The sequence below is a fragment of the Mucilaginibacter sp. P4_A11 genome (assembly GCF_056402535.1).
Genome location: NZ_JBFUHE010000008.1, coordinates 210,395 through 234,477, shown reverse-complemented (window position 1 = coordinate 234,477; position 24,083 = coordinate 210,395). Strand labels below are relative to the sequence as shown.

Below are 24,083 nucleotides of genomic sequence, written 5' to 3'. Positions count from 1 at the left end.
CATCTTACTGCTGTGCGCCTTTACTTATCTTATTATTTACAATGCGTGTATTTCTGTCAATATCTGCAGTGCCATTTATATCGGCAGAGATTACATTCCCGGTATTTTTTGCAGGAGAGCCCGATTGTATATGAAGATCAGGCGACGAGGTGCTCAGCAACAGAGGGTCCCGCCCGTTTGTTGAACCGGCATCATTGCCACTGGCTGCTTTCCAGGCGCTCAAATCGGTATAAGGTGCACCGTTAGTGCTGTTCCAGATCCATTGCGGAATTCCTGTAGTATAGTATAAATTATTGTCGATAATGTTATTGCTGCCTGTTGTGGTATACTTATGAATAAATACATCAACAGGCCTTGCATAAACTATGTTATTTCTGATCACGTTATCGTCGCAATGCTCCGTAAGTCTTATCTCTCCTTCAATTTCGCCAAACGCGCCTGGTACACGGTTATTCTGATATAAGGTATTGTTTACGATGTAACAGTTTTTGGTTCCGCCCGAGGTGTAATTCAGGTAATCGCCCATGTATATACCGGTGCGATAGCAGTTATATACAAAGTTATTTCGCACAATGGTGGTTCTGGTTGCATATACATTGCTCTCGCTTACCAGCCCTATCCCCCTGTCGCTATTGTACACCTTGTTTCGTTCAATAATAGTATTAGCGCCGCCGCAAACGTAAATTGAGATAGCACCGTACCTGTCAGGCCCCCAGGTTTCCGGGGTTCTGGTCATGGTATTATCGTGAAAAATATTATCACTTATCACGCCATTGCGGGCATAGTTGGTAGCCACATCTCCTTTGGGATTTAAACCATCGCCACCGGCAACAATTATCCCGATGTTTTCTGTATCATATACTTTATTATGGCTAAAAACAAAACCGTCAATATTACCGGCCAGCGTTACATTTTCACTTGTACCTGTCTGCGTATCATGTACTGTACAACTAGTAATAACCAGGTTAGTAATGGCGGTAGTTCCGTTGCCTATTGCCAGTATAGCGTGCCCGCTTCGCCAGTCGTTCAGGGATGCGTTGTTCTTTATGTTATAAATATTGCAGTTCTTGATAGTGATGTCGTGCGAATTGCCATTGATAGCGATACCTTCGGGATCAGTATTAAAAGTGGAGCTCGTAAGATTGCAAATATCAAAGCCATCCAGTGTTATATACCTTACATTGCTCAGCGTAACCAGCGGCACCCAGCCCGAAACAATTATTTTACTCCCGTCTATCACCGGTTTTTCGCCGGGATATGCTTTTAAAGTAATTAACTTGTTCATGATACCCGATTGTGGAAATATCACTTTTTCATAATAGTTACCTCCTCTTACCATTACGGTATCGCCGGGTATAGCATGGCCCAGGGCTGTGTTGATAGTTTGGAAGGGCGCATTAATTTTGCCCGAATTGGCATCAGAGCCATTAACCGATACATAGTAGATATGTGTATTACCTGTTGAAGGGATTACATCATTACTCAATGTTTTTTTGCTGCAGGCCATAGCCTGAATGGCAAAAACATGTATTAAAAAGATATTTATATAATGTTTCATTAAATCTATTCTAAAAAATCAGTGTACCCGCTTAAGTTTATCGCACTAAAAGCCAGGCAGTACCTGCCCGTAGCAGAAACATGTTTTGTGCTACGGAGTACCCTTAAATAAAACCAAACAATTATTAACTACTACTCAAAATTTTCCCGGCAACAAAAGGACATTGCCAGGGTTAAAAACCAAACTGTGATAGTATTTTCAATGCGGACCGTCATTATTCCGAAACTATTTTTCTTATCCGGTTGTTGATTTTATCCAAAACATAAACAGTTCCGTTTTTATCGACAGCAACACCGGTTGGCGCACTAAAAAGCGCAGATCCACCTATAGCATCAGTGTATCCTGCTGTGCCGCTGCCGGCAAAGGTGCTTACATCAAAAGTATTGGCCTGTATAAAGCGGATGCTTTGGTCGGGATTATAGCTTCCGCCGTCCCAGGTTCCGTTGCCTGCTACATAAATATTGCTGCTGTTATCAACCGCGATGCCCCATGGATAAGCAAATTTTGCTGTTGTAGCGGCTCCGTTTAAATAACCAGAAACCCCAAGCTGCCCTGCTATGATACTACCATTCCAATTGCCGGCACTGAATTTCCTGATAACCTGGTCGCCGTTAACCGATACGTATAAGTTGCCAGCCTTGTCAAATTTGATTCCAGCGGGATAGTTAAGACCGGATATAACCTGTTTGGTAGTCCACTGGGCTGATACCTGGTAGATATTTCCGGGACTGGAGCAACTGGAGTAATAAACATAACCTGTTGTTTTGTCGATAGCAACACTCCATGGCGACTGGTTGCCCCAGGCCCAGGTGGTTGCAGTACCATCGGGACTTATTTTACGGATATCATAATTTCCGGGATCAACAGAATATACGTTTCCCTGGGCATCAACAGCTACATCATAAGGTAAGGAGAAATTTGCCGCGCTTCCTTTACCATCCGCGTAACCCGAAACCAGGGGATTACCTGCAAGCGTGGATACATTACCGGCAGTGTCAATTTTCCTGATGCAATGATTTCCGGGATCGGCAACATAAACATTCAGGTTGTCATCAACGGTTACCCCGCAGCTTCTGTACCAGCTTTGTCCGCTAAAATCAAACATGGCATCTGTGCCCTGGCCGTTTGCAAAACCAGCCTTGCCCGACCCTGCCAGTGTAGTGACAGTCCTGGTATATTGGTATGTAAAATTATCGGTACTTGTTGCGGTTCCTTTTCCAATAGTTACAACAATAGGCCCGGAACCAGCCTTTTTAGGCACCACTACCATCATTTGTTTGGTATTAGCACCGATTACCTTCAGTTTAAACCCATTCAGGGTAACCGAAACTTGCGAGGTATCTGTTGAAAAGTTAGTACCGGAGATGAGTACTTCAGTACCACCCCCGCCCTGTGCAGGGATAAATGTACTGATACTGATAGGTGATGCAGGGTCATGTGCAGGAACTTTTTCTTTTTTACAGCTCATAAAAGCTACCATTATAAAAAGCGCCCCGGCAAGCAGGTATTGATTGATACCTTTTGCCAATATGTTTATAAATGTTTTCATTTGAATAATTACGGTTTAATTATTTATTTCCAGATCTTTTACACCCTGTTGGGTAAATAAGAGCCGGCATTACCAACCCGGGTTTTGCACCAATGCCCTATCGCGGTCCAATTGGTACTGAGATATTGGGAACAGGTACATTTTATTGTTCCACACCCTTTTCTGAAAAAGCGTTTTGTTGTAAAGACCGGTAAAAGCAAATCCCTGTCCCTGATCATCCGTATTGACATTCAATCCGTAAATGGTCTGATTTTCATCGGCACCCAACAACAACCTTCTTACAAGAGTAAAGTATCTGTCGCTTTCAAAACAAAGCTCAACCTGGCGTTCCCTTAAAATATATTTCCGCATTAAATCCTTGTTTCCAACAGCTTCCGGATAAACAGTTTCTATACCGGGTAAGCCGGCTCTTGTCCTGATCTGATCAAGATAAAGCACGATATTGGAGTTAGAGGGATCATATTCATTCAGGGCCTCTACATAATCCAGCAATATTTCGGCGTATCTCATGAGTATAAAAGGCCGGTAATTGGTGGCATCCTGCCTTATATTATCGGCAGGACTTACGTTTTTCAACACATCATATCCGGTAATATTATTACTTGCACCACTGGCTTTTGCACCGGCTTTACCGTTATAATAAAATTCAACCCGGCCTGTTCCGTCAATATTGGCATCTGATGAATAATAGTTTTTATCATCAACAGTTGGCGCAGGCAATACCGGCCGGCCATTATACTGGATATAGGCGTAAAAACGCGGTTCGCGGTTGGCATACATGTTCCATTGCCCTTTACTGTGCTCCCAATATTTGGCACCATTACTTTGGGCAAAACTTGTAGCTGTATATCCCGAACGCGGGTCATCAATGGTGCGGCCGTTATTCATATAAAACGCATCCACCACATTTTGGGTGGCGTTGTACATGCTATATCCTCCCGGCCCCGGCGATACACATTTGGTATAGCCCCAATAGCTCCATGAGTTTCTTGAAAAGATGATCTCGTTATTCCAGTTTGTTAAGAAAAGGTCCCTGACAGATAAATAAGGATCAAACTGGGTTCCGCCGTTATCAAGATTTGTAAATAGCTTGTATGCACTAAGATCTATTACGGCCTTGGCCGCGTCCGCAGCTATTTTCCATTTGCCGGCATCAAATACTGTAGGCGCCAGTGGGGTACCATCCGGATTTTTAAAAGAGGCAAATGACGGATTACCGTTCCACAACGGGCTTGCTGCCAGTAAAGCCAACTGAGCTTTTACCGCCAGGCACGCACCCTTTGTTGGCCTGCCATAATTGCTGGTTGAAGGCCATTGGGCAGGTAAGCCTGAAGCAGCCTGATCCATCAGTTGGTTAATGTAATCCTTGCATTCGTCAAAAGACGCTCTCGGGTACTTATTAAAGTCGTCATTTAAGCTTAACACTTCGGTTATTTTCACAACCGGGCCAAACTGTTTCATTAACTGCCAGTAAAACCATCCGCGCAAAAAGCGGGCTTCTGCTTTATATTGATTTTTTAACGTTACACTTAACTGGCTGGCCGGAACCTTATCAATATTAGCTTCAAAAATGAAGGACGACCGGATGCCGGTGTAATAAGTACCCCAATAATCAAAATAAGCGTTTACAGGGCTCCAGTTGCCAACAACCATTTGCCTTACATTTGTACCGGGGATAGATACCGACGACTCGTCACTTGCCCCCATTGCGCTATAATCGCCCCCATCGGTTTCTACAATATTACCGTAAATGTTATACAGGTACGATTCGGCATTAGCCCTTGTGCTCCAGATCAGATCTGATGTTAACAGGTTATCCGGTTTTTTATTAAGGTAATTACAGGACGATAAACAGGCACTCAGGAAGCATATCCCAACTACCATTATTAGTATGTTTTTTTTCATTTGGCACACTTTAAATTCTTTTGAAACTGATTTAAATTCACGATTTCTACAACGCAACCCTTAATCCAAGGGCAAGTATTCGTACCGGTGGATAGCCTGCGCCGTTAGAGCCAAGTTCAGGGTCCCAAAGTTTGAATTTGGAGAAGGTTAACAGGTTTTGCCCTGTTAAATACAGATAAACTGAGTTAATACCCGCCTTGGTAAGAAACAAGGGCTTATAGGTGTAACCCAATGTAGCCTGTTTTAAACGGACAAAACTCGCGTCTTTTGACCACCATGTGCTCGGCTGATAATTGTTACTGTTTTGATTAGCAATACCTAAACGCGGATAGTATACATTCTGACTCGGGTTATCAACCGTCCACCTGTTTTCAAGGATCGCGAGCATACCCGATGGATAAGTGCCCATGCCTGTAAACGGCACAATACCCGCGCCCTCTGCACCTGCACCGGTTATAGAAGAACCGTTTGCCATGATAATTACATTACCGGTTCCCTGGAAGAAAAGAGAAAGATCGAACTTTTTATAACTAACCGTAAACCCTGCGCCATACAATATAGTAGGAATGTCGGATTTACCGGTATAAACTTTATCATAGCTGTTGATCACGCCATCGCCGTTTACATCTTTGTACTTGATATCTCCGGGCCTTAACACAGCGCCAAACTGGGTAGGGCTTTTATCAACATCTTCCTGCGAGGTAAATAACCCTTCTGCAACGTACATCAGATTATCGCCATATTTGCGGCCGGTTGATTGTTGATAGGCATACAGCTGTTTCGGTTCGTCCTGCTGTACAATTTTATTATTGTTATAAGTGAAATTGCCATAAAGACGCAAGCCCACCTTGCCTATATTGTCATTATATTCAATGTTACCCTCAATACCGTGGTTATTCATTTCGCCCAAATTGGCAAATACAACCCCGCTCACACCCAGTATCCCTGATAATGAGCTTCGCTGAACTAAAATATTTGTTCGTCTCTCTTTATAGGCATCAATAGTGATATTCAGTTTATTGAACAGCCCTATTTCCAGGCCAATATTATCTTTCCTGGCTTTTTCCCATGTCAGGTTCTCAACACCTATAACAGTTTCTTTAGTGCCTCCATATACAGTTCCGTTAAGGCCTAAACCCACGGAGCCGCCGCTGCCATATTGGTTGATATAAGGGAACCTGGTGATTTGATAGTGAGATCCAATCTGATCATTACCTACAAGGCCATGAGAACCTCTTATTTTAAGCAGGTTAAACGTTTTTGAAAAACCACTGAAAAAAGGCTCCCTTGAAATTACCCAACCCGCAGAAACAGCTGGAAAAAAGCCAAATTTTTTGCCCGGCTCAAAGTTTTCCGAACCGGTATAACCGGCATCAAATTCAAGCAAATACCTATCGGCATATGTATAGGTTGTCCTGCCGGCCAAACTTTGATTGTTATAAGGAATAGAGTTTATAACACTCCCTGCTGTGCTCTGGACCCTTGACCTCATATTGTACAAAAGAAGCGCGCCAATATGGTGTTTGCCGAAAGACTGATCATAATTAATATTGCTTTCCAGGTACATGGTTTTTTCGGCAGATGAATACTGGGTATAACCCAAAAACTGGTTCCCATACCTCGACTGGCCTAATACCAGGTTACCCTGCGGGTCTCTTGAAGTTGCTAAATAAAGATCATTGGTGCCTGTTCTGCCATTGTCGTTCTCGCTGTACGAGTCGAACGAAAACCTGGCCATGGCGCTTAGTCCGTTGGTAATAGCATCCAGTTTCTGGTTAATAGAAAACACAGACTGGATAGTAGGGCGAAACTCACTGTTGTAACCTGAGTTTTGGATATCGTTTACCGGGTTGGAGCCGCCATTGTTGTAAGGGCCTGCCCATTTACCATCGGGGTATCTTATCGGGAATGCATTAGGCGGGGTTAAGTACGATTCATACCAGATATTTCCTGCCGAAATGCCGGGATAACGGCTGCTCACCAGCATCGCATCCAGGTTCATGGTTAATAAGGTAGTTTTGGTGATATCAATGTCAAGATTTGACCTGAAATCGTAACGCTTAAAGTTGAGGTTGGGGTTGTAGCCATTTTGTTTGGTTACTTTATAACTTCCTTCCTGGTCATAAAAAGAAGCAGAAACATAATACCTTACCGTTGAAGCGCCGCCGGTTACATTTAAGTTGGTATTGTAGCCAGGGGCCCAATTCTTATATACAGACTTTATCCAGTCAACATTTGGATAAAGGTATGGGTCCAGTCCGCTCGCTGTTTTCTGGATAGTTTCTTCAGAATATGCAGCCGGGTTGCCATCATTTGTAGTCGCCTCGTTATGTAGCCTCATCCATGATACGGCATCCAGCATTTTAGGCGTTCGGGTAAGGCCCGACATAGATGTTTCCGTTTTAAAGGAGATCTTCGGCTTCCCCGCAACACCTTTTTTAGTGTTTATGATCAAAACGCCGTTTGCGCCCTTAGCCCCGTATACAGCAGTTGATGATGCATCCTTTAACAGGGAAATGCTTTGAATATCCTCCGGGTCGATGTTATTATAAGCTCCTCCATAGGTACTGTTTACATCATCCCGCTGCACCCCGTCTATAATAATAAGCGGGTTTGAATTACCTGTAAAAGTGCCAATGCCCCTGATGGTAAATGACGCGTTATCATAACCAGGCTCCCCGCTTCTTTGCATTGATATAACCCCGGCTACCTTACCTGCCAGTGCATTAGACAGAGAGCGGTTTGGAGTTGTTATATCAGCAACATTCACCGTTGTAACAGCCCCGGTTATGGTCAGCTTCTTTTGTTTACCATAGCCAACTACCACTACTTCATTTATCCCCTTGGTATCGTCAAGTAACTGAACGGTCAGGAAAGATGTTGCTCCGGTAACCGTAATTTCTTTGGCAATAAAACCGGCAAATGAAATAACTAAGGTGCTGTTATCATTAGCGTCAATGGTAAACCGCCCTTCGCTATCAGTTATTATACCTTTATCAGTCCCCTTGATACGCACGCTTGCTCCGGGTAAAGTAACACCCTTTGAATCAGTGACAACACCTGAAACTTTTATAATGGGTATTGGTTGAGGTTGTGTTTCAACAGGTTTAGGTTTAATAATAATAATTTTCTCGTTTATACTATATATAAACGGTTGCCCTTTAAATGTTTGCTTTAGTACTTCTTCTAATTCGGTATTCAGAACATTGATACTTACCGGGTTTGCCTGCTTAATCACCTTTGAATTATAAAAGAAATCATATCCGGATTGTTCTCCTATTGATTTGAGAACCTTTTCGAGCGGAGCATTTTTTTCTGATAATGTAATTTTTTGTGCGTAACCTGAAGCACTCGCCTGAAGTATGGTTGCTACCAACAAGATGATGGATAGTTTCATAATCAACAAAGCTTTATTTTTTATACAGGGGACCCTATATAATGTTATTTCATAACATTTCATACATTTGAACTTGTTTGGGTTTAAGGTGTAACTGGACTACGAATTTAGTTTCATGGTAAGCCCTAACGCTTTAGTCGGGAGTGTTCCACCACTTCCGGCTTATTTTCAAGGTTACCTCAATGCGGGTAAAATCACGGCATAATGGTAACTCTCCTTCCTTCAATTTTAGTTTTAACGTTTCCTGTTTGTTCTATGATCTTCAACGCCTGGGCTAAGTCTCTTGAGCGAGACACCATGCCTCCAAACCTTAAATTATCTACATTACCGGTGTATTCTACATCAACATTATACCAGCGGGCCAGCTTGCTCATAATGCTTTTCAGGTCTTCATCAACAAACAGGAAATAGCCATTTTTCCAGGCTACCACCTCCTCGGTATCAACTGTCTGAACATCAATTGAATTATCAGAATAATTGATATTTGATTGTTGCCCCGGTTTCAGCAGTTTTGATTGATTTGATTTGGTGGATAATACCTTAACAGAACCTTCTAATAAAGTAGTTTTTACCGAACTATCGTCAACGTAGGAACTGATGTTAAAATGCGTGCCTAAAACTTCTACCACCTGGCTGTTACTTATAACCCTGAATGGTTTTTGGGCGTTTTTTGCTACCTCGAAGTAGGCCTCTCCGGCTAATTCAACACTGCGTATGTTCCCTGTAAAGTTTGTTGGAAAACGGAGCGAAGAACCTGCATTTAGCCAAACTTTTGAACCATCGGGCAGGTTAACCTGGTACTGGCCGCCTCTGGGGGTTTCAATGGTATTATAAGCCTGTTGAGCTAAACCTGTTGAATTTGATGGCGCGTTTTCAATAGTATAAATCAATTTACCATTGGCAGCTTTGGTAATAGTTACACCTGATTGTTTGGCCAGCTGACCTGTAGCGGCATCATCAAGGGTAATTTTTGAGCCGTTAGCTAAAGTTAATAACGCCTTGTTACCGCCGGGAGCAACTGTATGCTTAAATGGCTGCGCGTTATTTTTAGTTAGTAAAGAGGAATTGTCGTGTCTTAAGTAAAGAGCCAATAAAGATGAGACAACCAGAAACAAAGCTACAGATGCAGCTACAAACCACCTGCTCCTCAAAAAAACAATCCTTTTAGGGGCAGATTCCCGCGTTTTTATTTCCTGTAATATTTTGCTATAAAGCTCCGTTTTAGCTACGTTTTCATCTCCCAGTAAAAGCTCATCCCATTTCAATTCGTTTTTTTGAAGCGTATTGTAATAGTCAAATAAAAGCTTTTCCTCATCGGCAGTGGCCTGATTGGAAAGATATTTATTGATTAAGTTTAGCAGTAGTTCTTTGTCCATTGGTTAGTTGTTGCATGTAAGTAACGCAACACCGGGGGTACCCCCCAAAGAAATTGTAAATATTTCTTAACCATTAACAAATCGTGAAATTTTTGGTAGTCAGATAAAGGAGTGTGTTAAAAAGAAGCGTGCAAACGGAGCCGGGCATTGGCCAAAATTTTTAAAACCATCGTCCGCAAAACATAATAACGGCCACGCAAACAAAATCGCCCAACGTTTTACGCAGACGATTCAACGCTATAGTCAACTGATTTTCAACCGTTTTTGGCGAAATCTCAAGTCGTTCAGCAATTTCTTTGGTTGATAAATGATCTCTGCGGCTCATAATGAATATCTGCCGGCATTTTTCGGGTAATTCAGCAATCCCCTGCTCCAGCAAACGGTTAATTTCTTTTTCAGATAAGATTTCTTCGCCTCCGTTTTTGCTAAAAAGTTCTTCCAGCCTGTTAAAAAGATCGGCCCTCACTTTGCCGGAACGTATAACGTTAAACACCTGGTAACGGACAGCGGTATATAAATAGGCATTTAAAGAAGTGAGCTGCAGGTTAGCCCGTTTCATCCACAGGTTTACCAATACTTCCTGGGTAATATCTTCAGATACCTGGCGGTCTCTGAGTATATTGTATGCCGAAAGATAAAGTTTTGACCAATATTTATTATAGATGCGCTCAAATGCCACAATATCATTCTCTTGAATCAACGCTATAAGTCTGTCATCAGACAATAACTGAACTTCGGGGCTATTCATTCGGCATTATAACTAATTGGCAATTCAAAGAAAGTGTTTTTTAATTGTTTTTTAATTTAAAATCCGCTCCCATCCAAGTTGCTGATCAACCCTGGAACGGAGATCTTTTTAGCCTGCCCATCAATTACTACCACTTATATCGCATCTGCAATTCAGCCGGTATTTTGGTTAAGGCCTCCAATTTGTTATTTCGGTTAATTTTATAATAGTAAATAAAGTTAAAAAAACTGTCAAATGAAAGTCACCGGCAAATAAAATGCGGCAAAGCAAGAGGTTTTTAAATCGCCTATAAGCCATTTAATCTGTTTAGGGAAATGCGTACAATTTCGGCGGCATTTTTATTCCTTAGCCCTCCGATATCAAAACCGCTTAAAATATTTTCAAGCTCACGCAATTTACCTTGCTGGTTTCTTTCTATAAAATCGGCTCTCAGTACATTGATTTTTTCACAATCCTGAATACCTTCAATCAATCGTTCAAAGCGGATAGATGACCGCAGCCCCGGATAAACTAAGTAGGCATCCCCTGATGACCACGACCCGAAACGTGTATCTCGTAAAGGATCTTTTGTCCAGCAGTTGTAAGCCCATCTTAAATAGCCATCATACCCTTTGTAAGCTGCATGCCAGCCCAGCCAAACAGACTCTGCCGGTGCAGAAAAGGTAAACGTATTAGGATTCCCCTCTGTGCAGCAGGTATAATAGGTGGTGTTAAACCCCGCCCTTTTACGTGATATGATAGCACTGCTATCTATAACCTGGTTTGACGCTACACTGTAATCCACTAAATCTTTTTCAATTTCAGGATGATAATTACCTGCCAATGAAATTTTAAAATCCTTATTTGCACTTTTTATTAAAGCTATCGCTTTTCGCATATCCTCCAAAGGCCTTTCATCCATAGCGATGGTTGTTTTTTTAAACCATCCTTTCTCTTTTAGATGGTTAGCAAAATCGGATAGCATGGGACGCCAATGCTCATTATATTCTGCTGTGCCGGGTTTAGCTATGATGGCGGTATCTTTTTTCAGCGTTTCATCATAATAATAAAACTTTAAATTCCAGGGGATCATACTATAACAGTTAATAAACTTATCAATACCCAGCGACATCATAAAAGTTACCCATTTATCAAAAACGCTATAGTCATAAGTCCATGAACCATTTTTGTTTTTAGTCCATTTTATCATTGATCCATAAATATCATATGTTTGACTATTCCATGGGTCATAAATAAGTGTAGTAGTAATTGATTTTTGACCGGCATTTGCCAGCATTTTCATATACGGGCGCATGAGGTCAAAATGTTGTTTTGACCAGGGTTTTACACCGTACACCCGGGAAACCGAATAAGGATTTTGCCACAGATCGAGGTGGAATTTCCAATGTTCGGGTGCAGGCAGGGTATGATTAAGTACTTCCACGGTATAATGCAAAATATAAGTATTCGCCCTTCCTCCTTCCCTGATTTTCACATAACCTTTATAAATGCCTTTAACAGCACTAACAGGAACCTTAACACTTAACCAAACAGGCCGGGTAGTATTTTTAGCTACAAAAAGAGATCTGACGGGATCAATAACATCCGCTACAAGAGAGGAATCATGACCGGCCTGAATACCGCAGCCACCACCTTCATTATTCAGCCCATCGGCCATCACATAACGCACAAAATTTGCGCTGATGTTTTTTTCAGGAATTGTATGGCCTTTATCATCTTCAAGTTTGCTCCATTCAAAACTTAATTGTTCCAGGTTGCGGGTGGTCCATACCAGGAATTGCGTATGTACTTTTTCTCCTTTCCATGCTTTGGTTTGCCATTGGGTTTGCAATGGAAATATTGATGGGGCATTGCGTTTCTCATAACGAATATCTGTTGATGCAAAACTTACATAAACACCCGGCTTTAATTCATTCCAGCTTTTCTGCTGAACAGGTTTGGGATCCGGAAGCTCCTGGTAAGCCCCACTCATCTTAACCTGTGCCGAAACAACAGCACTAAATAATAACAGGATTACAGTAAGTTTCATTTTCATATTTCGTTATGTTGCAGTGAATTGGATGAGTATCCAGGTTTAATTTTCAAATTGCATTTTTCCAAAAAACTCGGGTAAATGAAAGTTGGTATCTGCTGATTTGATATTATTCCAGGTTAAAAAATGCGGATCCGGCATTTCATCACCGCATTTATGAAAATTAACCCGGCATTGCCTGCCATTTAATGATGTAATGGAATGATTGCAAAACACTGCTAAAGGTATCATTAGCGTCAGTTCCCATCCTATACTGCCTTGTCCGCCACTATCAACCAGTTTTAAATTAGTTTGATGCCTGATTGTTTTTATGGCGGCCTCCGGTAATAATTTGCGGTTTGTCCTGCTTGTTCCAAAACCCAACATGCATGTACCTGCGCAATTAAACCCAAAACTATAATAACCCTTTTCGTCTCCAAAGGATACAAAAAACTCCACGCAACTATCTTTATAAACCGGCTCGTTAGGCTGCTTATAAATTGCCCTTACAGATTTTTCATTTACATAGTATTTTATAAAAATACTATCCTCACCAAAGGCTATGGCAAAATGCGCATCCGGCTTATAGCCATTGGCAGGCCAGGGCGCCATCCCGATGTGATTTTTTTCATAATTATCTAACAAATAAGAAACATGCGCTATAGGACTTACTTTATTTACAAGCCCTAAAAATGGTACCGTTAATTCTTTCATTCTACTTTGGATGCTAATTGCGTATATGTTTTTGCGACGCTCTGAATTATCTGATCTAAAACAGCATATTGCTCCTCCAGCTTTTTAAGGAGCTGAAACTGTACCCTGGTACGCTGTAAATTATGCTCGGCAAAATACGTTTTATAGTAAATGTCACCTTCTATATAATCTGTAAGGAAACGTACTCCTTGCATATAAGGAATTAATAAAACCCCCAATACAAGGGTTTTAATTTCCATATCTGATAAAAAGCCACCCGCGCTTTTAAAATACCCTTCTGTGTAGGCTTTAAACAATGGAATATTCAGATTAACTTTTGTAATATCGCTCTCATCTTCGGACGCGGTATTTATAATAGTGCGGATAGCATCGCCAAAATCATAAGCAACATAGCCAGGCATAACGGTATCAAGATCAATCACACACTGCCCGTAATCGTTCATATCAAGCAGTATGTTGTTGAATTTAGTATCGTTGTGTATAATGCGCAGAGGTAATTTCCCTTCTTTGCCTAAATTCAGAATAGTAACCATCGTGTCGGCCCTTTCAATAACAAAGGTTAACTCAGGCAAAACTTCTTTAACCCGGCCTTCAACATCAGCCAGTACAGCTTTATTTAACCTATCGAGCCGCATAGCGATGTTATGAAAATCCGGTATGGTTTCGAAAAGTAAGTCAGTATCCAGGTCTGATAGCAATAATTGAAATTTACCAAATGCTTTACCGCCCTCATAGGCCTGCTGATCGGTAAGCACGAGGTCATAACTTTTAGTATCCTTTAAAAACAAATACATCCGCCAGTAATTGCCGGCTGTATCACAAAAAAAACACTGCTTGTCCTTTGCCCAAACCATGGTAAGCACTTCTTTAGCTGGGTTAGCGTCAGGAATTTCGGTCAGTTTTTTTTTAAGATGACTGGTTACCAGTTGTACATTATTCATTAGTGCCGGTACATCTTTAAATACATGGTGATTGACACGCTGAAGCAGGTAACCGGGTAATTCCGGATTGGTAGTCTTCACGTGAAATGTATCATTGATATGCCCGGAACCAAATGGCACAATAGTTTCAATGTTTCCTTCAGTGCAAAAATTAGCTACTATTTCGGGTATGTTATATGACATTTTCTGTTTTAGTTCGTTTCAATTACTTTTTAAAATCTGTATCACTTAAGTGCTTTACCGGCTTAGCATATTGTAAGCTCCCCGGATAATGCTTACTCCTTTAGGAGGACTATGTTGCATTTCATGTAAGGTGTATACGTAAACATTAAAGTTCTATAAATGCTTCAATACAAATATAAAAATATTTGTGTGCCCGCACACATTTTTAATTTTTTGTTCGAAAAAATAACTATTGATTATGCTGCTGTGAATTTATAATGAGCCGGGAGGCATTCATTCTCTAAAGCAACAGCTATTTTGAAGCGGTTTGTGGAAAAAAGAGATAGTAAAACAAATCCATAAGAAATTGCCTGGCAGTAACAATTCATTATGGATAAAAATATACGGAGTAAACCGCCAGAAAATGGTCGATCAATTAAATATCTAAATAAACAGTGTCTTCATCATCTACGTAATAATTCATATTTTCTTTGGTAACTATATCAAGCGGAAGGTATTTAATGATAGGCACTTCTTTTTTGAATGCGAGGTAATCCGTTAGCTGATAAATGCCCCAGTAACCCTGGCCTTTGGGGTTTTGGTTAATCAAAAAACTAATTGCGCCCTTATTCAGGAAATAGAGATTGGCAGGAAGTAAATCATATCCTATTATCTTGATATGCTTTATATGGCGCTGCTCCAAATGCTTTGCAATTTCATGAGCTTTAGATGTTGTTACAAAAACACTGGTCATATCTGGTGTGCTATCGATAATGGCATCCAGCTGGGTGATAAACAAAGCAGCATTAGCCCTGTTTAATTCAATCCGTAAAATTTTGTACTGGTGCTCCAGGTTATTTTGCGAAAAATAATTACGAAATCCCTGCTCTTTTTTTAAAAGGTGGGCGGCATTACTTATCTCTTCATCAATGTGGGCAATTAAAATAGAACAAGGTTCGGGCTGTCCATAATGAATAAGTTTCCCCGCTAAAAAACCACTCTGATACGAATCCTGACCTATGTAGCTCAACGGCTCGCACTCGGCAATTTGGGTATTAAACAACACAAACGGAATCCCGGCCGCTTTCCATTTCTCAAAAAAAGGCAAAGTTTCCCGGTAAAATATCGGGGATAAAATTATACCATCCGGATTATCACTGGTTAATTGATTGGCATTGCTTATAAATGATTCGACATCATAAGGGTCAAACACATACTGCTGAACAACTATGCCATATTGCTTCAAATCTTTCTCGGCTTTTTCAATTCCGGCTTTAGGAGCGTACCAATATGAATCGCTTTTATGATTAGGTATTAACGCGGCAATTTGATATATTTTATTTGACCCCAAAGCCCTTGCCATAAGGTTTGGTTCATAATCCATCTCTTCAATAATCTTCAATATTTTCTCTTCTACTTTTTTTGACACCCGCCCCCGCTTATGCAATACCCTGTCAACTGTACCTGTTGAAACTTTTGCTTTTTCGGCAATATCTTTAATGCGTACAATTTTATTCTTCATATTAAATCTACATGTAAAAAAGATAGCAAATTTAATATAGTTTATCGCATTACTATTGCCACAATTTAGTGAACTTAACTGAGGGCAGGGCTATTATTTTTTGAGATAAGGAACAAGAGCAATAGCCAGTTTTCGGTAGCCCGCCCCGTTTGGATGTAAGCCATCGCCAAAAAGCGACTCGTCAATATAGCCAGTATTATCAAGCAGTAACTTTCCGGGATTAATAAAGCGAACCCGTGTTTGAGAAGCTAATTCAGAAATTGCTTTGTTAAGCAGTTTTATCCGTTTTTCCATGGCTCTTCTGGGCAGCAAGCCTGACAATAGAATTTCAGTTGCGGGTTGGCGTACCTTTACCACCTGTACCAACAATTTCAACCCTTCTATTATTTCCTGGTCATTATTAACAGCTAAGTTATTGGTGCCTATCATGATCATCACCTTGTTCGCCTTAAAGCCATCAGTCTCTTCATGATATACACGCCATAATACATTTTCTACCTGGTCCCAGCCAAAACCAAAGTTTTTTACAGCTAATGGCTCCAGGTATTTATCCCATGAGTCTCCTCCTCTTGCTAACGGAGCCTTTGGCAAACCGCCCCAGTAATTCAATATAGAGTTGCCAAGGAATACAATTTTTGGCGAATCAGTTTTAATAAGCGTTAGTATTTCATTATGCCTGTTTCGCCAGTCATAATAGCCATCTCTGCTTTGTACAACAGGTTGAGTAGTTGAATATTTACCGATAGGTTCATTGATAATTGTGCGTATAGCTTTCTCATAGGCATTGGCATATTTTTCCATGCCGATATCATTGGGGTGCAAACCATCAACCGTTGAATTAATATCAAGGCCAATATTTTTATTGGTTAATAGATAAACGTTTTTTATCCCTGCAGTAATTAGCTTTGAATAAGTACTATCAAGAACTTTATTTACACGGTTATAATCAGCATTCCTACCCGTATCTAACAGGCCATCAACATTACCCCCACTATGTTCTACCAACAGGATGGGGACTTGTGGATGTTTTTCATTTAAACTTTGTACTGATGCTAATAAACGCTTTTCAATTTCCTTGTCAGAAAAGCTTATTAAATTGGGCATGCAATCAAGTACATATATTTTTGCATCAACCTCTGCCATCAGGTCAATGACAGATTTTTCAAGCAGCCCTGAACCTGAAAACCCAAGGTTTACCAGCGGGCGGTCAAGTGCACGCTGTAAAATCGAGGTCCATGCCAAACCAGGCCTCGACGCGCAGCCCCCCTGTGCAATAGATGTTCCATAAACAAGCACCGGTTTTTCTTTAGATAAAGCCATAAAATTAAACGCATTACCAGCGGGTACTCCTATTTCAAGCCAGGCTACTGAATTATATAGTGGCAAAAACAATCTGTATTCATAGCTTCTTCCCGGAAAAGCAGCGCTAACTTTTATATTTGAAAAACGATAAGTAATGGTGTCTTTAAATGAAAAACTACCGGGGGCCAGGCACCATTTTCCATTAGGATCCAAGGCGTAAAGATCCAGACCACTTACGCCTGTAGCCGGCATGTGAGACATTGCGAGATCACCCTTAACTTTATAACGAATAACCAGGTTGGAGGCATCTGTTTTAAACTTGATATATAAGCCGGCACTACTGTGCGAAAGGTTCCATACATTGGGATTTAATTCCCTTTGGGCACGTTCCGGAAACCTATCATAAGTGGCCGCAGTTTCCGTTGGCCATCCCTGTCCCTCTACAACCGGAAAACCCGCTTTGGCCGGGTCAAGCCATTTATATGTTATAGTAGTTTGAGAAAAGGATAAGGTACAAAAAAAGCAAAAGAATAATAAAATGAGTATTGATATCCGTTTCATTTGTGATTTATATTGTCATAATACCCAGAGCCGACGAACATATTTAGCCGATAACAAGGTATCTCCATAATTAGGCGAAATACTGTATTTGCGTACACGCCTATTTAATTTTCAGATTGCTTAATAACGTAAATTGGCTGAAAAAAAGCAGTCTATAAAGCCATTAATGAGCCTGCATTGCATTCAGCACCATCACTTCAAACGGCTCAAGTGTAACTGTATAAGTAGCTCCTTTAAATAAAGGTTTTTTAGTTTCCCGGCTGCTAAGTTTAGCATTATAAAAAAGATAAGCAGGCTTACTATTCAAAGGCAATTCAAAAACTTTACGCGTATCAACAAGGAAGGTTTTTGCTTTATTTGATGGGTTTCTTAAAGTTAGGACAGCTTTTTTAGGTGACCATGAAGCAAACCCATAAATATCTCCTTTTGAGGGGTCGCCACCTACCCAATGTGTATCGGGCATGATATCAGCATTTTCCCGCGCCCATTTTATAGCCGCCGCCAGGCAATTCCAGTTAGCGGTGTTTAATTTATGGGGATTAATATACAATTCCTGCAAGCTTGTTCCGGATCCAAAAAACGACCAGATCTCATCAGAAATATCTTTATCACTCATGTCAAATTTGGCAGGTGCGCCATTGTCTGCAATACAAATCCCATGATACATTAGTGAACTTAGCGGATAAAGGGAGGCGCGTTGAACAATGTTTTTATATACTTCGCCATCGCGATAATTAAGCCATTGTTGCCTGTTATCTCCTTGCCCCTCTGTATTTGTATCCCAGCCATTTCTCCAGATCACATCGCCATATTTGAGCCAGAAGGGCGATGGCCAGGTGCCTATGGTCAGGCTAAAATAAAGATCTGGTTTTACCCCACGCAAAGTTGACACGAGGCTTAACAGCGATTCCATATCCGTTTGATATTCGGGAGTTGCACCGGTTGATTTATCCCCTGCCCCAACACCATCAAATTTAAACATCGAGACACCATATTTGGTTACAAAGCTTGCCGCGGCATCTTTAAACCTGTTTGAATAAACGGCGCCTGATAGAGAAAACCCGTGTGAGTTTGTTTCAAATGGCGGATTTTGTTTCCGCCCATATTGCAGCCTTTGCTCCTTGGCCTGCTCATATCCCCCCCAGGGTGACATCCACACACCCAATGAAGCACCGTATTTATCAGCCAGTGTTTTGATATTATCGAAGCCTGCAGGAAAATTGGTTTTGCTTATTTGCCATAACGTTTGATTATCATCCCAGCCATCATCAAACAAAAATGCATTTAAGGAAATATGACGTTTCGCGGTAAGACTGTCACCGAATGCCTGAATGCGGTCCAGGCAGCCTGCTTCAGTCAGTTTGCGGTCGGCCCATGATAAATCATACCACGAATTATAGTGCAGCATTTGCCGGTATGGCACAGCCCTTTCCCGTTCCAGGTAATAAAGGAACGCCCTGCGTAACTGTCCCTGTAATGCCACTCCCCAAACAGTAGACGCCGTCAGATCCTGCGTCGGCTCCTGCCGATCAATATAGCCGTTTACCCACCCATCATTAGTCTCATATTTACTAATTGGGCTTTCACATGCAACAAAGAAATCCTTTGATACTATTGGCGATCCATCAACAATTCCTGACGGCTTTAATCCCGCCTCTACAGGGAGTTTTATAAGTTTTAATTTACGAACTTTTAAAGAATCCGTGACACTATTAAAGGTAAAAACCTGTCTGATGTAATTGGAGTTATCTTTTAAAATGGCCTCCCACCTTAAACGAATACCATATTTCACATTCGAAAAACCGGCTAAAATTTCTTTCCCATCTTCCTTTTCTGAAAGTTTCACGGCCCCACTATTGCCTTTTATATTAACAATTTTTAATGGGGTGCTCAATTCAAAGTCAGCAGAGTTAATTACAGTACCATCCTTTAACTCGAGCTCGAAAATGGGAGCATCTCTTAAAGCAATCTGCTTACGCTGTGCAACAAATTCATTCATGGCAATTGTTTTTTTGCCGGCAAGCCATTTCATAGACAAGTAATTGTTTTTTAAAATCACAGTTCCCTTGTTTGCCAAAGCAACCGCTTTACCCGGTTTTACATCTGCAAGAAAAACATTTTGAGCCTTGGAAACACTTGCCAGGCTGAGGCAAATTAAAAACAATAGTTTTTTTAGCATGGTTATAAATTATAAGAAAACAGTGAGCAGATATCAGTGTGTGCGCACACAAATATAGAATATAGCCTACAGTTAAAAAGCCGATCGAAAGCCATTTACCTTTTAAGTACGAAGATTAGGTGTTTATGTTATGCTATTGGGCTAAACAATCGTTTGCGCCATTTTTCAATGACGGGGTTGCATCAAGTTGCTTTCAAGCAGAGAAGGGATAGATTACCTGCACAGTATTAAATATGCCGGAATCGGATCACCAAGTTGGTGTATGCGATTCATGGTACATCTCTTTGTGTTTAGCGTCGTCAATATTTCGCCGTGTACTCAGACAGCCGTCCTTACAACATATTGCCCGAACGGCGATTTTGGTGCTAAAGAACCCGGATCGGCTCCCATACCCAAAAGAAGTTTATTTAATGAAGAAGAAGGGTTTGCTATAGGCCAGTGATAAAAAAAGCATGACAGCCCCTTGAGGTGGATCAATTAAATGACCGCCTAAACTCCAATGGTGAAAGACTGGCTTTTGATTTGAATAGTTTATTGAAAGATTGCGGACGTTCAAACCCCAGTTCATAAGCGATCTCCGCTACAGACAAAGCAGTGGCTGTTAAATATTCCTTGGCTTTATCTATCAGTTTCTGATGAATGTGCTGCTGGGCGCTCTGTCCTGTCAGCGAACGCAGCATATCGCTCAGGTAGCGGGGCGAAAGGGCCAGTTGATCGGCCAGGTATTCTACAGTCGGCAAACCGTTTTCTAATGTCTGCCTGTTATCAAAATAAGTATTCAATAACGTTTCAATTTTTGTAAGCAGATCATGGTTCACCGCTTTACGGGTGATGAACTGGCGTTTATAGAAACGGTTACTGTAATTCAGCAGCACTTCCATATAGGAGATGATCAGGTCGTGGCTAAAGTCGTCGATATTGCTCTCCAACTCCGCGCCTATCTGCATCATCACATTGAGGATGATGGTTTTTTCCTTTTCAGAAAGATGAAGGGCCTCATGGGTATCGTAGGAGAAAAAGCCGTATTTACCGATCTGTTTGCCCAGCGGATAGTTCCGCAGAAAATCAGGATGAAAGAGGATAGAAAAACCGTGATATTCGGTGTCGTCATCAAAATGGATGATTTGACGAGGGGCGGTAAAGATCAAACCGCCCTCGTCAAAATCATAATAGCCTTGCCCGTAGCCTATCCGGCCCTTCGTTGTTTTCTTGTAAGATATCTTATAGAAATCCAACAAAAAGCTATCTGGTATGCTTTTCTGGCTAACATCAACCTTAGTATTATCTATCAGGCTGATGAGCGGGTGCATAGGTCCCGGCAAGCCAATAAGCCTGTGGAGTTCACTGATGCTATGGATCTGTACCGGGGCGAGGCTCATCTTTTTCATTAGGCTAATTTACAGTTTTCCGTGTTCAAAGATCATTTGTCCCAGTTCCTTGCGGAAGGCTTCCGTACCGACCTCCAGGCGGCGGTCATAAAGGCGGTTGGCATCTTCACCTGCTACATAGCGCACCTGGTCTTTACCATCCGTAGCTGCTTCGTAAACAACAGCAGCGATCTGTTCAGCAGTCGAAAAATTATCTCCATTGAACAGCGCGAACAGTTTCTGCAATGCTGCTTCATAAGCAGGATGAGAAACCGGCTCCAGAGAACGGCCGCCAAAATCAGTCAGGATACCACCCGGCGCTACTGTTTTGATGCCTACATTGAACAGACCAAGTTCGAACGACATGCTCTCAGTCCAGCCTTCGAGCGCCCATTTTGTTGCATGGTAGATAGAAGATAGCGGAAAGGACAAAAGTCCACCAATAGAAGTTGTAGTGATAAATAACCCACTTTTTCGTTCCCGGAAATATGGAATAAAAGCTTGTGTCACACGCATTACGCCAAGCAAATTGGTGTTCAACTGCTTAGTGATCTGTTCATCCGTATACGCCTCCATCGGACCGATCAGCCCATAGCCTGCATTATTGAACACTACATCGATATCGCTAATTTGTAGCGCCTTTTCAACTATTGCCTTAATCTGTTCCGTGTCGGTTACGTCCAGCGGTAGTAGTGTAACGTTTTCCAGTTGTTTCAAATCGGTATCATTTTCCGGGTTACGCATGGTAGCGATCACGTTCCAGCCTTGTGTATGAAATAATTTAGCGGTGGCTTTACCTAAACCTGTTGAAGCGCCTGTAATAAATATGGTTTTCATGATGTGTTAAAATTTATATCACAAAGGTGCACTTGCCTGCTCGCCTTAATGTTTCCAAAATGAGTTTGTTTGTCTCCAAATTGACGGCAGTTTTATAAAGCTTATTCTGCAAGCCCGTCCTGTTAGCTGCATATAGTATTGATTCAAAACCGTTTTACTCTTTGCACGTTAACACTTAAACCGAATTACACACATGAAGGAAATTAAAACGACTTTTATTTTGCCCGTGGTGTTTGTGTTAACGGGCTTATTTACATCGTATAGCCCGGTTGCCGCTCAGGTAGGTAATTACGGCTTGATTTATCAGGGAGCATACAACAACGCCATGTTCCTGACCACCAAAAACGCGATCGGACGGGGCATCCGCAGCAGATCTGCCGACACCAAAAACAGCTGGAATGTCTCCGTTAGCGGTAAACCGGCTGAACTGAATTTTGCCTCTTCGGAACCAGTGCATACCAAAGTACTGCAAGGCCTGGCCTCCATGATGGCAGGCGGCGACCAAGCGAAGGTACAGCCTAATATAAACGTCCTGGCGAATGGCAACTTCCTGTACAAATTCGATCAGCTTTTGAAACAGTATGGCTTTAACAGCCGGAATTTAGGCGATGTGGTTTGTGCTTTCACCATTCTGTCCTGGCAGGCTGCCACGGGTGGCGATGCGGCCCGTTACCCTGCGGGTATCGGGATCTTCAAAAAAAACATGCAGGCCTCGTTGGGCAATAACACCGGGATCAGGGATTTTAACGATGCCCAGCGCCAGGAATTAGGAGAAACCATGTCATACATTGCTGTACTTATTACCCTGGCCAATCAGGATCTGGCCACAAAAAATAATCCGCAAGCCCTTTCACAATTACGGCAAAACGCAAAGGCTGCTGCACTCAAATTTACCGGCATGGATGTAACCCAATATACCCTGAGCCAAAACGGGTTTGTTGCAAAAACAAACCAATAAACGCCCCTGCCCTCTCCAGATAATATAATTAATTTCTTTTTTAACAATTCACAACCAAATTGCGGCAGACGGTGTTTAGCAATAAACGATATTCTATGAAAAACCCATTCAATAAAGAAGATCATACCGGCCTGTGGATAGCAGCGGCAATAACCGGCGCACTGGCCGGCTTCGGCATATGGCTTTATTTACGCAGGAACCAGGCAGCAGAACAGGAAGCCCATCGGCCGGAGTATCCGCAGGACTATTTGAAACACCGGCAATTCAAAAAGAAAAAACACAGGACCGATATCGAAGAACTAACAGATATCGCACAGCACGGTCACGCTTAATGAAATTAGTATAATATATCCTTATCGCTTACCCAAAAGGCACAGCGGTCTATTTATAATATTTAGTTGACAAAGTCAACCAAAATCCTTTGTTTTGTGATAGCTTCAAACCGGAGCTATAGCAATAACTAATATTCGATTAGATATATGAACACTTTATTAAAACCGGAGCTGTCGGCCATAAAGATCAGGAACAAACTTCACCCCGGCGACCTGGGCTACATCGCACATGTTCACGGCGATCTTTACGCAAGGGAATGCGGGTACGGATTGGAATTTGAAGCCTATGTATTACAGGGCTTAAGGGATTTTGCCCACGAATATGACGAAGCTAAGGATAGCGTATGGATCTGCGAGCACGAAAACAGGATCATTGGTTTTTTGGTAGCACAGCACAGAGGCGACGCTGTACAATTGCGCTATTTTATCTTTTTGCCAGAATACCGGGGCATCGGCTTAGGTAAGAAGCTGATGAATGAGTTCCTGGACTTCATGAAATCAGGTTCCTGCCGCAAGGCCTATCTCTGGACAACCGAAGAACAGCATTCCGCAATCGCGCTGTACACCAGGTATGGATTTAAGCTTAGCGATGAAAAACCTTCCAACTCCTTCGGGAAGGAACTGATAGAACAACGCTATGATTTGTTGTTAGATCTGTAAAAAT

Annotated in this window: 17 protein-coding genes; 3 read left to right on the top strand and 14 right to left on the bottom strand. The window is 41.7% G+C overall.

Features of this window, described 5'->3' with window-relative positions; translation table 11 throughout:
* Window positions 1-4: 4 nt before the first annotated feature.
* From AC1DUD_RS17410 to AC1DUD_RS17345, 14 genes are all read right to left on the bottom strand, one after another.
* A complete protein-coding gene (locus tag AC1DUD_RS17410) occupies window positions 5-1,558 on the bottom strand; it encodes a hypothetical protein (RefSeq protein WP_477376592.1) in 1,554 nt (517 codons plus the stop codon).
* A gap of 214 nt (window positions 1,559-1,772) precedes the next feature.
* Window positions 1,773-3,107 (bottom strand): IPT/TIG domain-containing protein, encoded by a 1,335-nt coding sequence (locus tag AC1DUD_RS17405; RefSeq protein WP_477376590.1) that lies wholly within the window; start codon window positions 3,105-3,107, stop codon window positions 1,773-1,775.
* Between the two features lie 69 nt (window positions 3,108-3,176).
* Window positions 3,177-5,012 (bottom strand): RagB/SusD family nutrient uptake outer membrane protein, encoded by a 1,836-nt coding sequence (locus tag AC1DUD_RS17400; RefSeq protein ID WP_477376588.1) that lies wholly within the window; start codon window positions 5,010-5,012, stop codon window positions 3,177-3,179.
* Window positions 5,013-5,058: 46 nt separating this feature from the next.
* On the bottom strand, window positions 5,059-8,409 hold the full coding sequence (locus tag AC1DUD_RS17395; protein WP_477376586.1) for a TonB-dependent receptor: 3,351 nt from the start codon (window positions 8,407-8,409) through the stop codon (window positions 5,059-5,061).
* A gap of 194 nt (window positions 8,410-8,603) precedes the next feature.
* Window positions 8,604-9,785: a FecR family protein gene (locus AC1DUD_RS17390; protein ID WP_477376584.1), complete on the bottom strand. Its 1,182-nt coding sequence runs from the start codon at window positions 9,783-9,785 to the stop codon at window positions 8,604-8,606.
* Between the two features lie 160 nt (window positions 9,786-9,945).
* Window positions 9,946-10,533 (bottom strand): RNA polymerase sigma-70 factor, encoded by a 588-nt coding sequence (locus AC1DUD_RS17385; protein WP_477376582.1) that lies wholly within the window; start codon window positions 10,531-10,533, stop codon window positions 9,946-9,948.
* A 286-nt stretch (window positions 10,534-10,819) separates the two neighbouring features.
* Window positions 10,820-12,562, bottom strand: coding sequence for a DUF4091 domain-containing protein (locus AC1DUD_RS17380; RefSeq protein WP_477376580.1), 1,743 nt, complete (start codon window positions 12,560-12,562; stop codon window positions 10,820-10,822).
* A 45-nt stretch (window positions 12,563-12,607) separates the two neighbouring features.
* Window positions 12,608-13,258, bottom strand: a complete 651-nt coding sequence (locus tag AC1DUD_RS17375; RefSeq protein WP_477376578.1) for a carbohydrate-binding family 9-like protein — start codon at window positions 13,256-13,258, stop codon at window positions 12,608-12,610.
* Window positions 13,255-14,382 carry a phosphotransferase enzyme family protein gene (locus tag AC1DUD_RS17370; protein ID WP_477376576.1) on the bottom strand — a complete coding sequence of 376 codons (1,128 nt, stop codon included), beginning with the start codon at window positions 14,380-14,382 and terminating at the stop codon, window positions 13,255-13,257. The genes AC1DUD_RS17375 and AC1DUD_RS17370 overlap by 4 nt, the downstream gene beginning before the upstream one ends.
* A 415-nt stretch (window positions 14,383-14,797) precedes the next feature.
* Window positions 14,798-15,883, bottom strand: coding sequence for a substrate-binding domain-containing protein (locus AC1DUD_RS17365; protein WP_477376574.1), 1,086 nt, complete (start codon window positions 15,881-15,883; stop codon window positions 14,798-14,800).
* A 93-nt stretch (window positions 15,884-15,976) separates the two neighbouring features.
* Window positions 15,977-17,746 carry an SGNH/GDSL hydrolase family protein gene (locus AC1DUD_RS17360; RefSeq protein WP_477376572.1) on the bottom strand — a complete coding sequence of 590 codons (1,770 nt, stop codon included), beginning with the start codon at window positions 17,744-17,746 and terminating at the stop codon, window positions 15,977-15,979.
* Between the two features lie 163 nt (window positions 17,747-17,909).
* A complete protein-coding gene (locus tag AC1DUD_RS17355; RefSeq protein WP_477376570.1) occupies window positions 17,910-19,925 on the bottom strand; it encodes an alpha-amylase family protein in 2,016 nt (671 codons plus the stop codon).
* A gap of 473 nt (window positions 19,926-20,398) precedes the next feature.
* Window positions 20,399-21,313 (bottom strand): helix-turn-helix domain-containing protein, encoded by a 915-nt coding sequence (locus AC1DUD_RS17350; RefSeq protein ID WP_477376568.1) that lies wholly within the window; start codon window positions 21,311-21,313, stop codon window positions 20,399-20,401.
* 9 nt (window positions 21,314-21,322) lie between these two features.
* Window positions 21,323-22,132, bottom strand: coding sequence for an SDR family oxidoreductase (locus tag AC1DUD_RS17345; protein WP_477376769.1), 810 nt, complete (start codon window positions 22,130-22,132; stop codon window positions 21,323-21,325).
* A 190-nt stretch (window positions 22,133-22,322) separates the two neighbouring features.
* Here AC1DUD_RS17345 and AC1DUD_RS17340 point away from each other — a divergent pair, with 190 nt between their 5' ends.
* The 3 genes from AC1DUD_RS17340 to AC1DUD_RS17330 all read left to right on the top strand — a co-directional run bounded on the left by AC1DUD_RS17340 (window position 22,323) and on the right by AC1DUD_RS17330 (window position 24,079).
* A complete protein-coding gene (locus AC1DUD_RS17340) occupies window positions 22,323-23,087 on the top strand; it encodes a DUF6683 family protein (RefSeq protein ID WP_477376566.1) in 765 nt (254 codons plus the stop codon).
* A gap of 95 nt (window positions 23,088-23,182) precedes the next feature.
* Window positions 23,183-23,419, top strand: a complete 237-nt coding sequence (locus AC1DUD_RS17335) for a hypothetical protein (protein WP_477376564.1) — start codon at window positions 23,183-23,185, stop codon at window positions 23,417-23,419.
* 147 nt (window positions 23,420-23,566) lie between these two features.
* Window positions 23,567-24,079 (top strand): GNAT family N-acetyltransferase, encoded by a 513-nt coding sequence (locus AC1DUD_RS17330; protein WP_477376562.1) that lies wholly within the window; start codon window positions 23,567-23,569, stop codon window positions 24,077-24,079.
* Window positions 24,080-24,083: the final 4 nt, after the last annotated feature.

Coding starts and splice junctions, on each gene's coding strand:
- AC1DUD_RS17410 (WP_477376592.1), bottom strand. CDS start 1,558: ATGAAACATTATATAAATATCTTTTTAATACATGTTTTTGCCATTCAG.
- AC1DUD_RS17405 (WP_477376590.1), bottom strand. CDS start 3,107: ATGAAAACATTTATAAACATATTGGCAAAAGGTATCAATCAATACCTG.
- AC1DUD_RS17400 (WP_477376588.1), bottom strand. CDS start 5,012: ATGAAAAAAAACATACTAATAATGGTAGTTGGGATATGCTTCCTGAGT.
- AC1DUD_RS17395 (WP_477376586.1), bottom strand. CDS start 8,409: ATGAAACTATCCATCATCTTGTTGGTAGCAACCATACTTCAGGCGAGT.
- AC1DUD_RS17390 (WP_477376584.1), bottom strand. CDS start 9,785: ATGGACAAAGAACTACTGCTAAACTTAATCAATAAATATCTTTCCAAT.
- AC1DUD_RS17385 (WP_477376582.1), bottom strand. CDS start 10,533: ATGAATAGCCCCGAAGTTCAGTTATTGTCTGATGACAGACTTATAGCG.
- AC1DUD_RS17380 (WP_477376580.1), bottom strand. CDS start 12,562: ATGAAACTTACTGTAATCCTGTTATTATTTAGTGCTGTTGTTTCGGCA.
- AC1DUD_RS17375 (WP_477376578.1), bottom strand. CDS start 13,258: ATGAAAGAATTAACGGTACCATTTTTAGGGCTTGTAAATAAAGTAAGT.
- AC1DUD_RS17370 (WP_477376576.1), bottom strand. CDS start 14,382: ATGTCATATAACATACCCGAAATAGTAGCTAATTTTTGCACTGAAGGA.
- AC1DUD_RS17365 (WP_477376574.1), bottom strand. CDS start 15,883: ATGAAGAATAAAATTGTACGCATTAAAGATATTGCCGAAAAAGCAAAA.
- AC1DUD_RS17360 (WP_477376572.1), bottom strand. CDS start 17,746: ATGAAACGGATATCAATACTCATTTTATTATTCTTTTGCTTTTTTTGT.
- AC1DUD_RS17355 (WP_477376570.1), bottom strand. CDS start 19,925: ATGCTAAAAAAACTATTGTTTTTAATTTGCCTCAGCCTGGCAAGTGTT.
- AC1DUD_RS17350 (WP_477376568.1), bottom strand. CDS start 21,313: ATGAAAAAGATGAGCCTCGCCCCGGTACAGATCCATAGCATCAGTGAA.
- AC1DUD_RS17340 (WP_477376566.1), top strand. CDS start 22,323: ATGAAGGAAATTAAAACGACTTTTATTTTGCCCGTGGTGTTTGTGTTA.
- AC1DUD_RS17335 (WP_477376564.1), top strand. CDS start 23,183: ATGAAAAACCCATTCAATAAAGAAGATCATACCGGCCTGTGGATAGCA.
- AC1DUD_RS17330 (WP_477376562.1), top strand. CDS start 23,567: ATGAACACTTTATTAAAACCGGAGCTGTCGGCCATAAAGATCAGGAAC.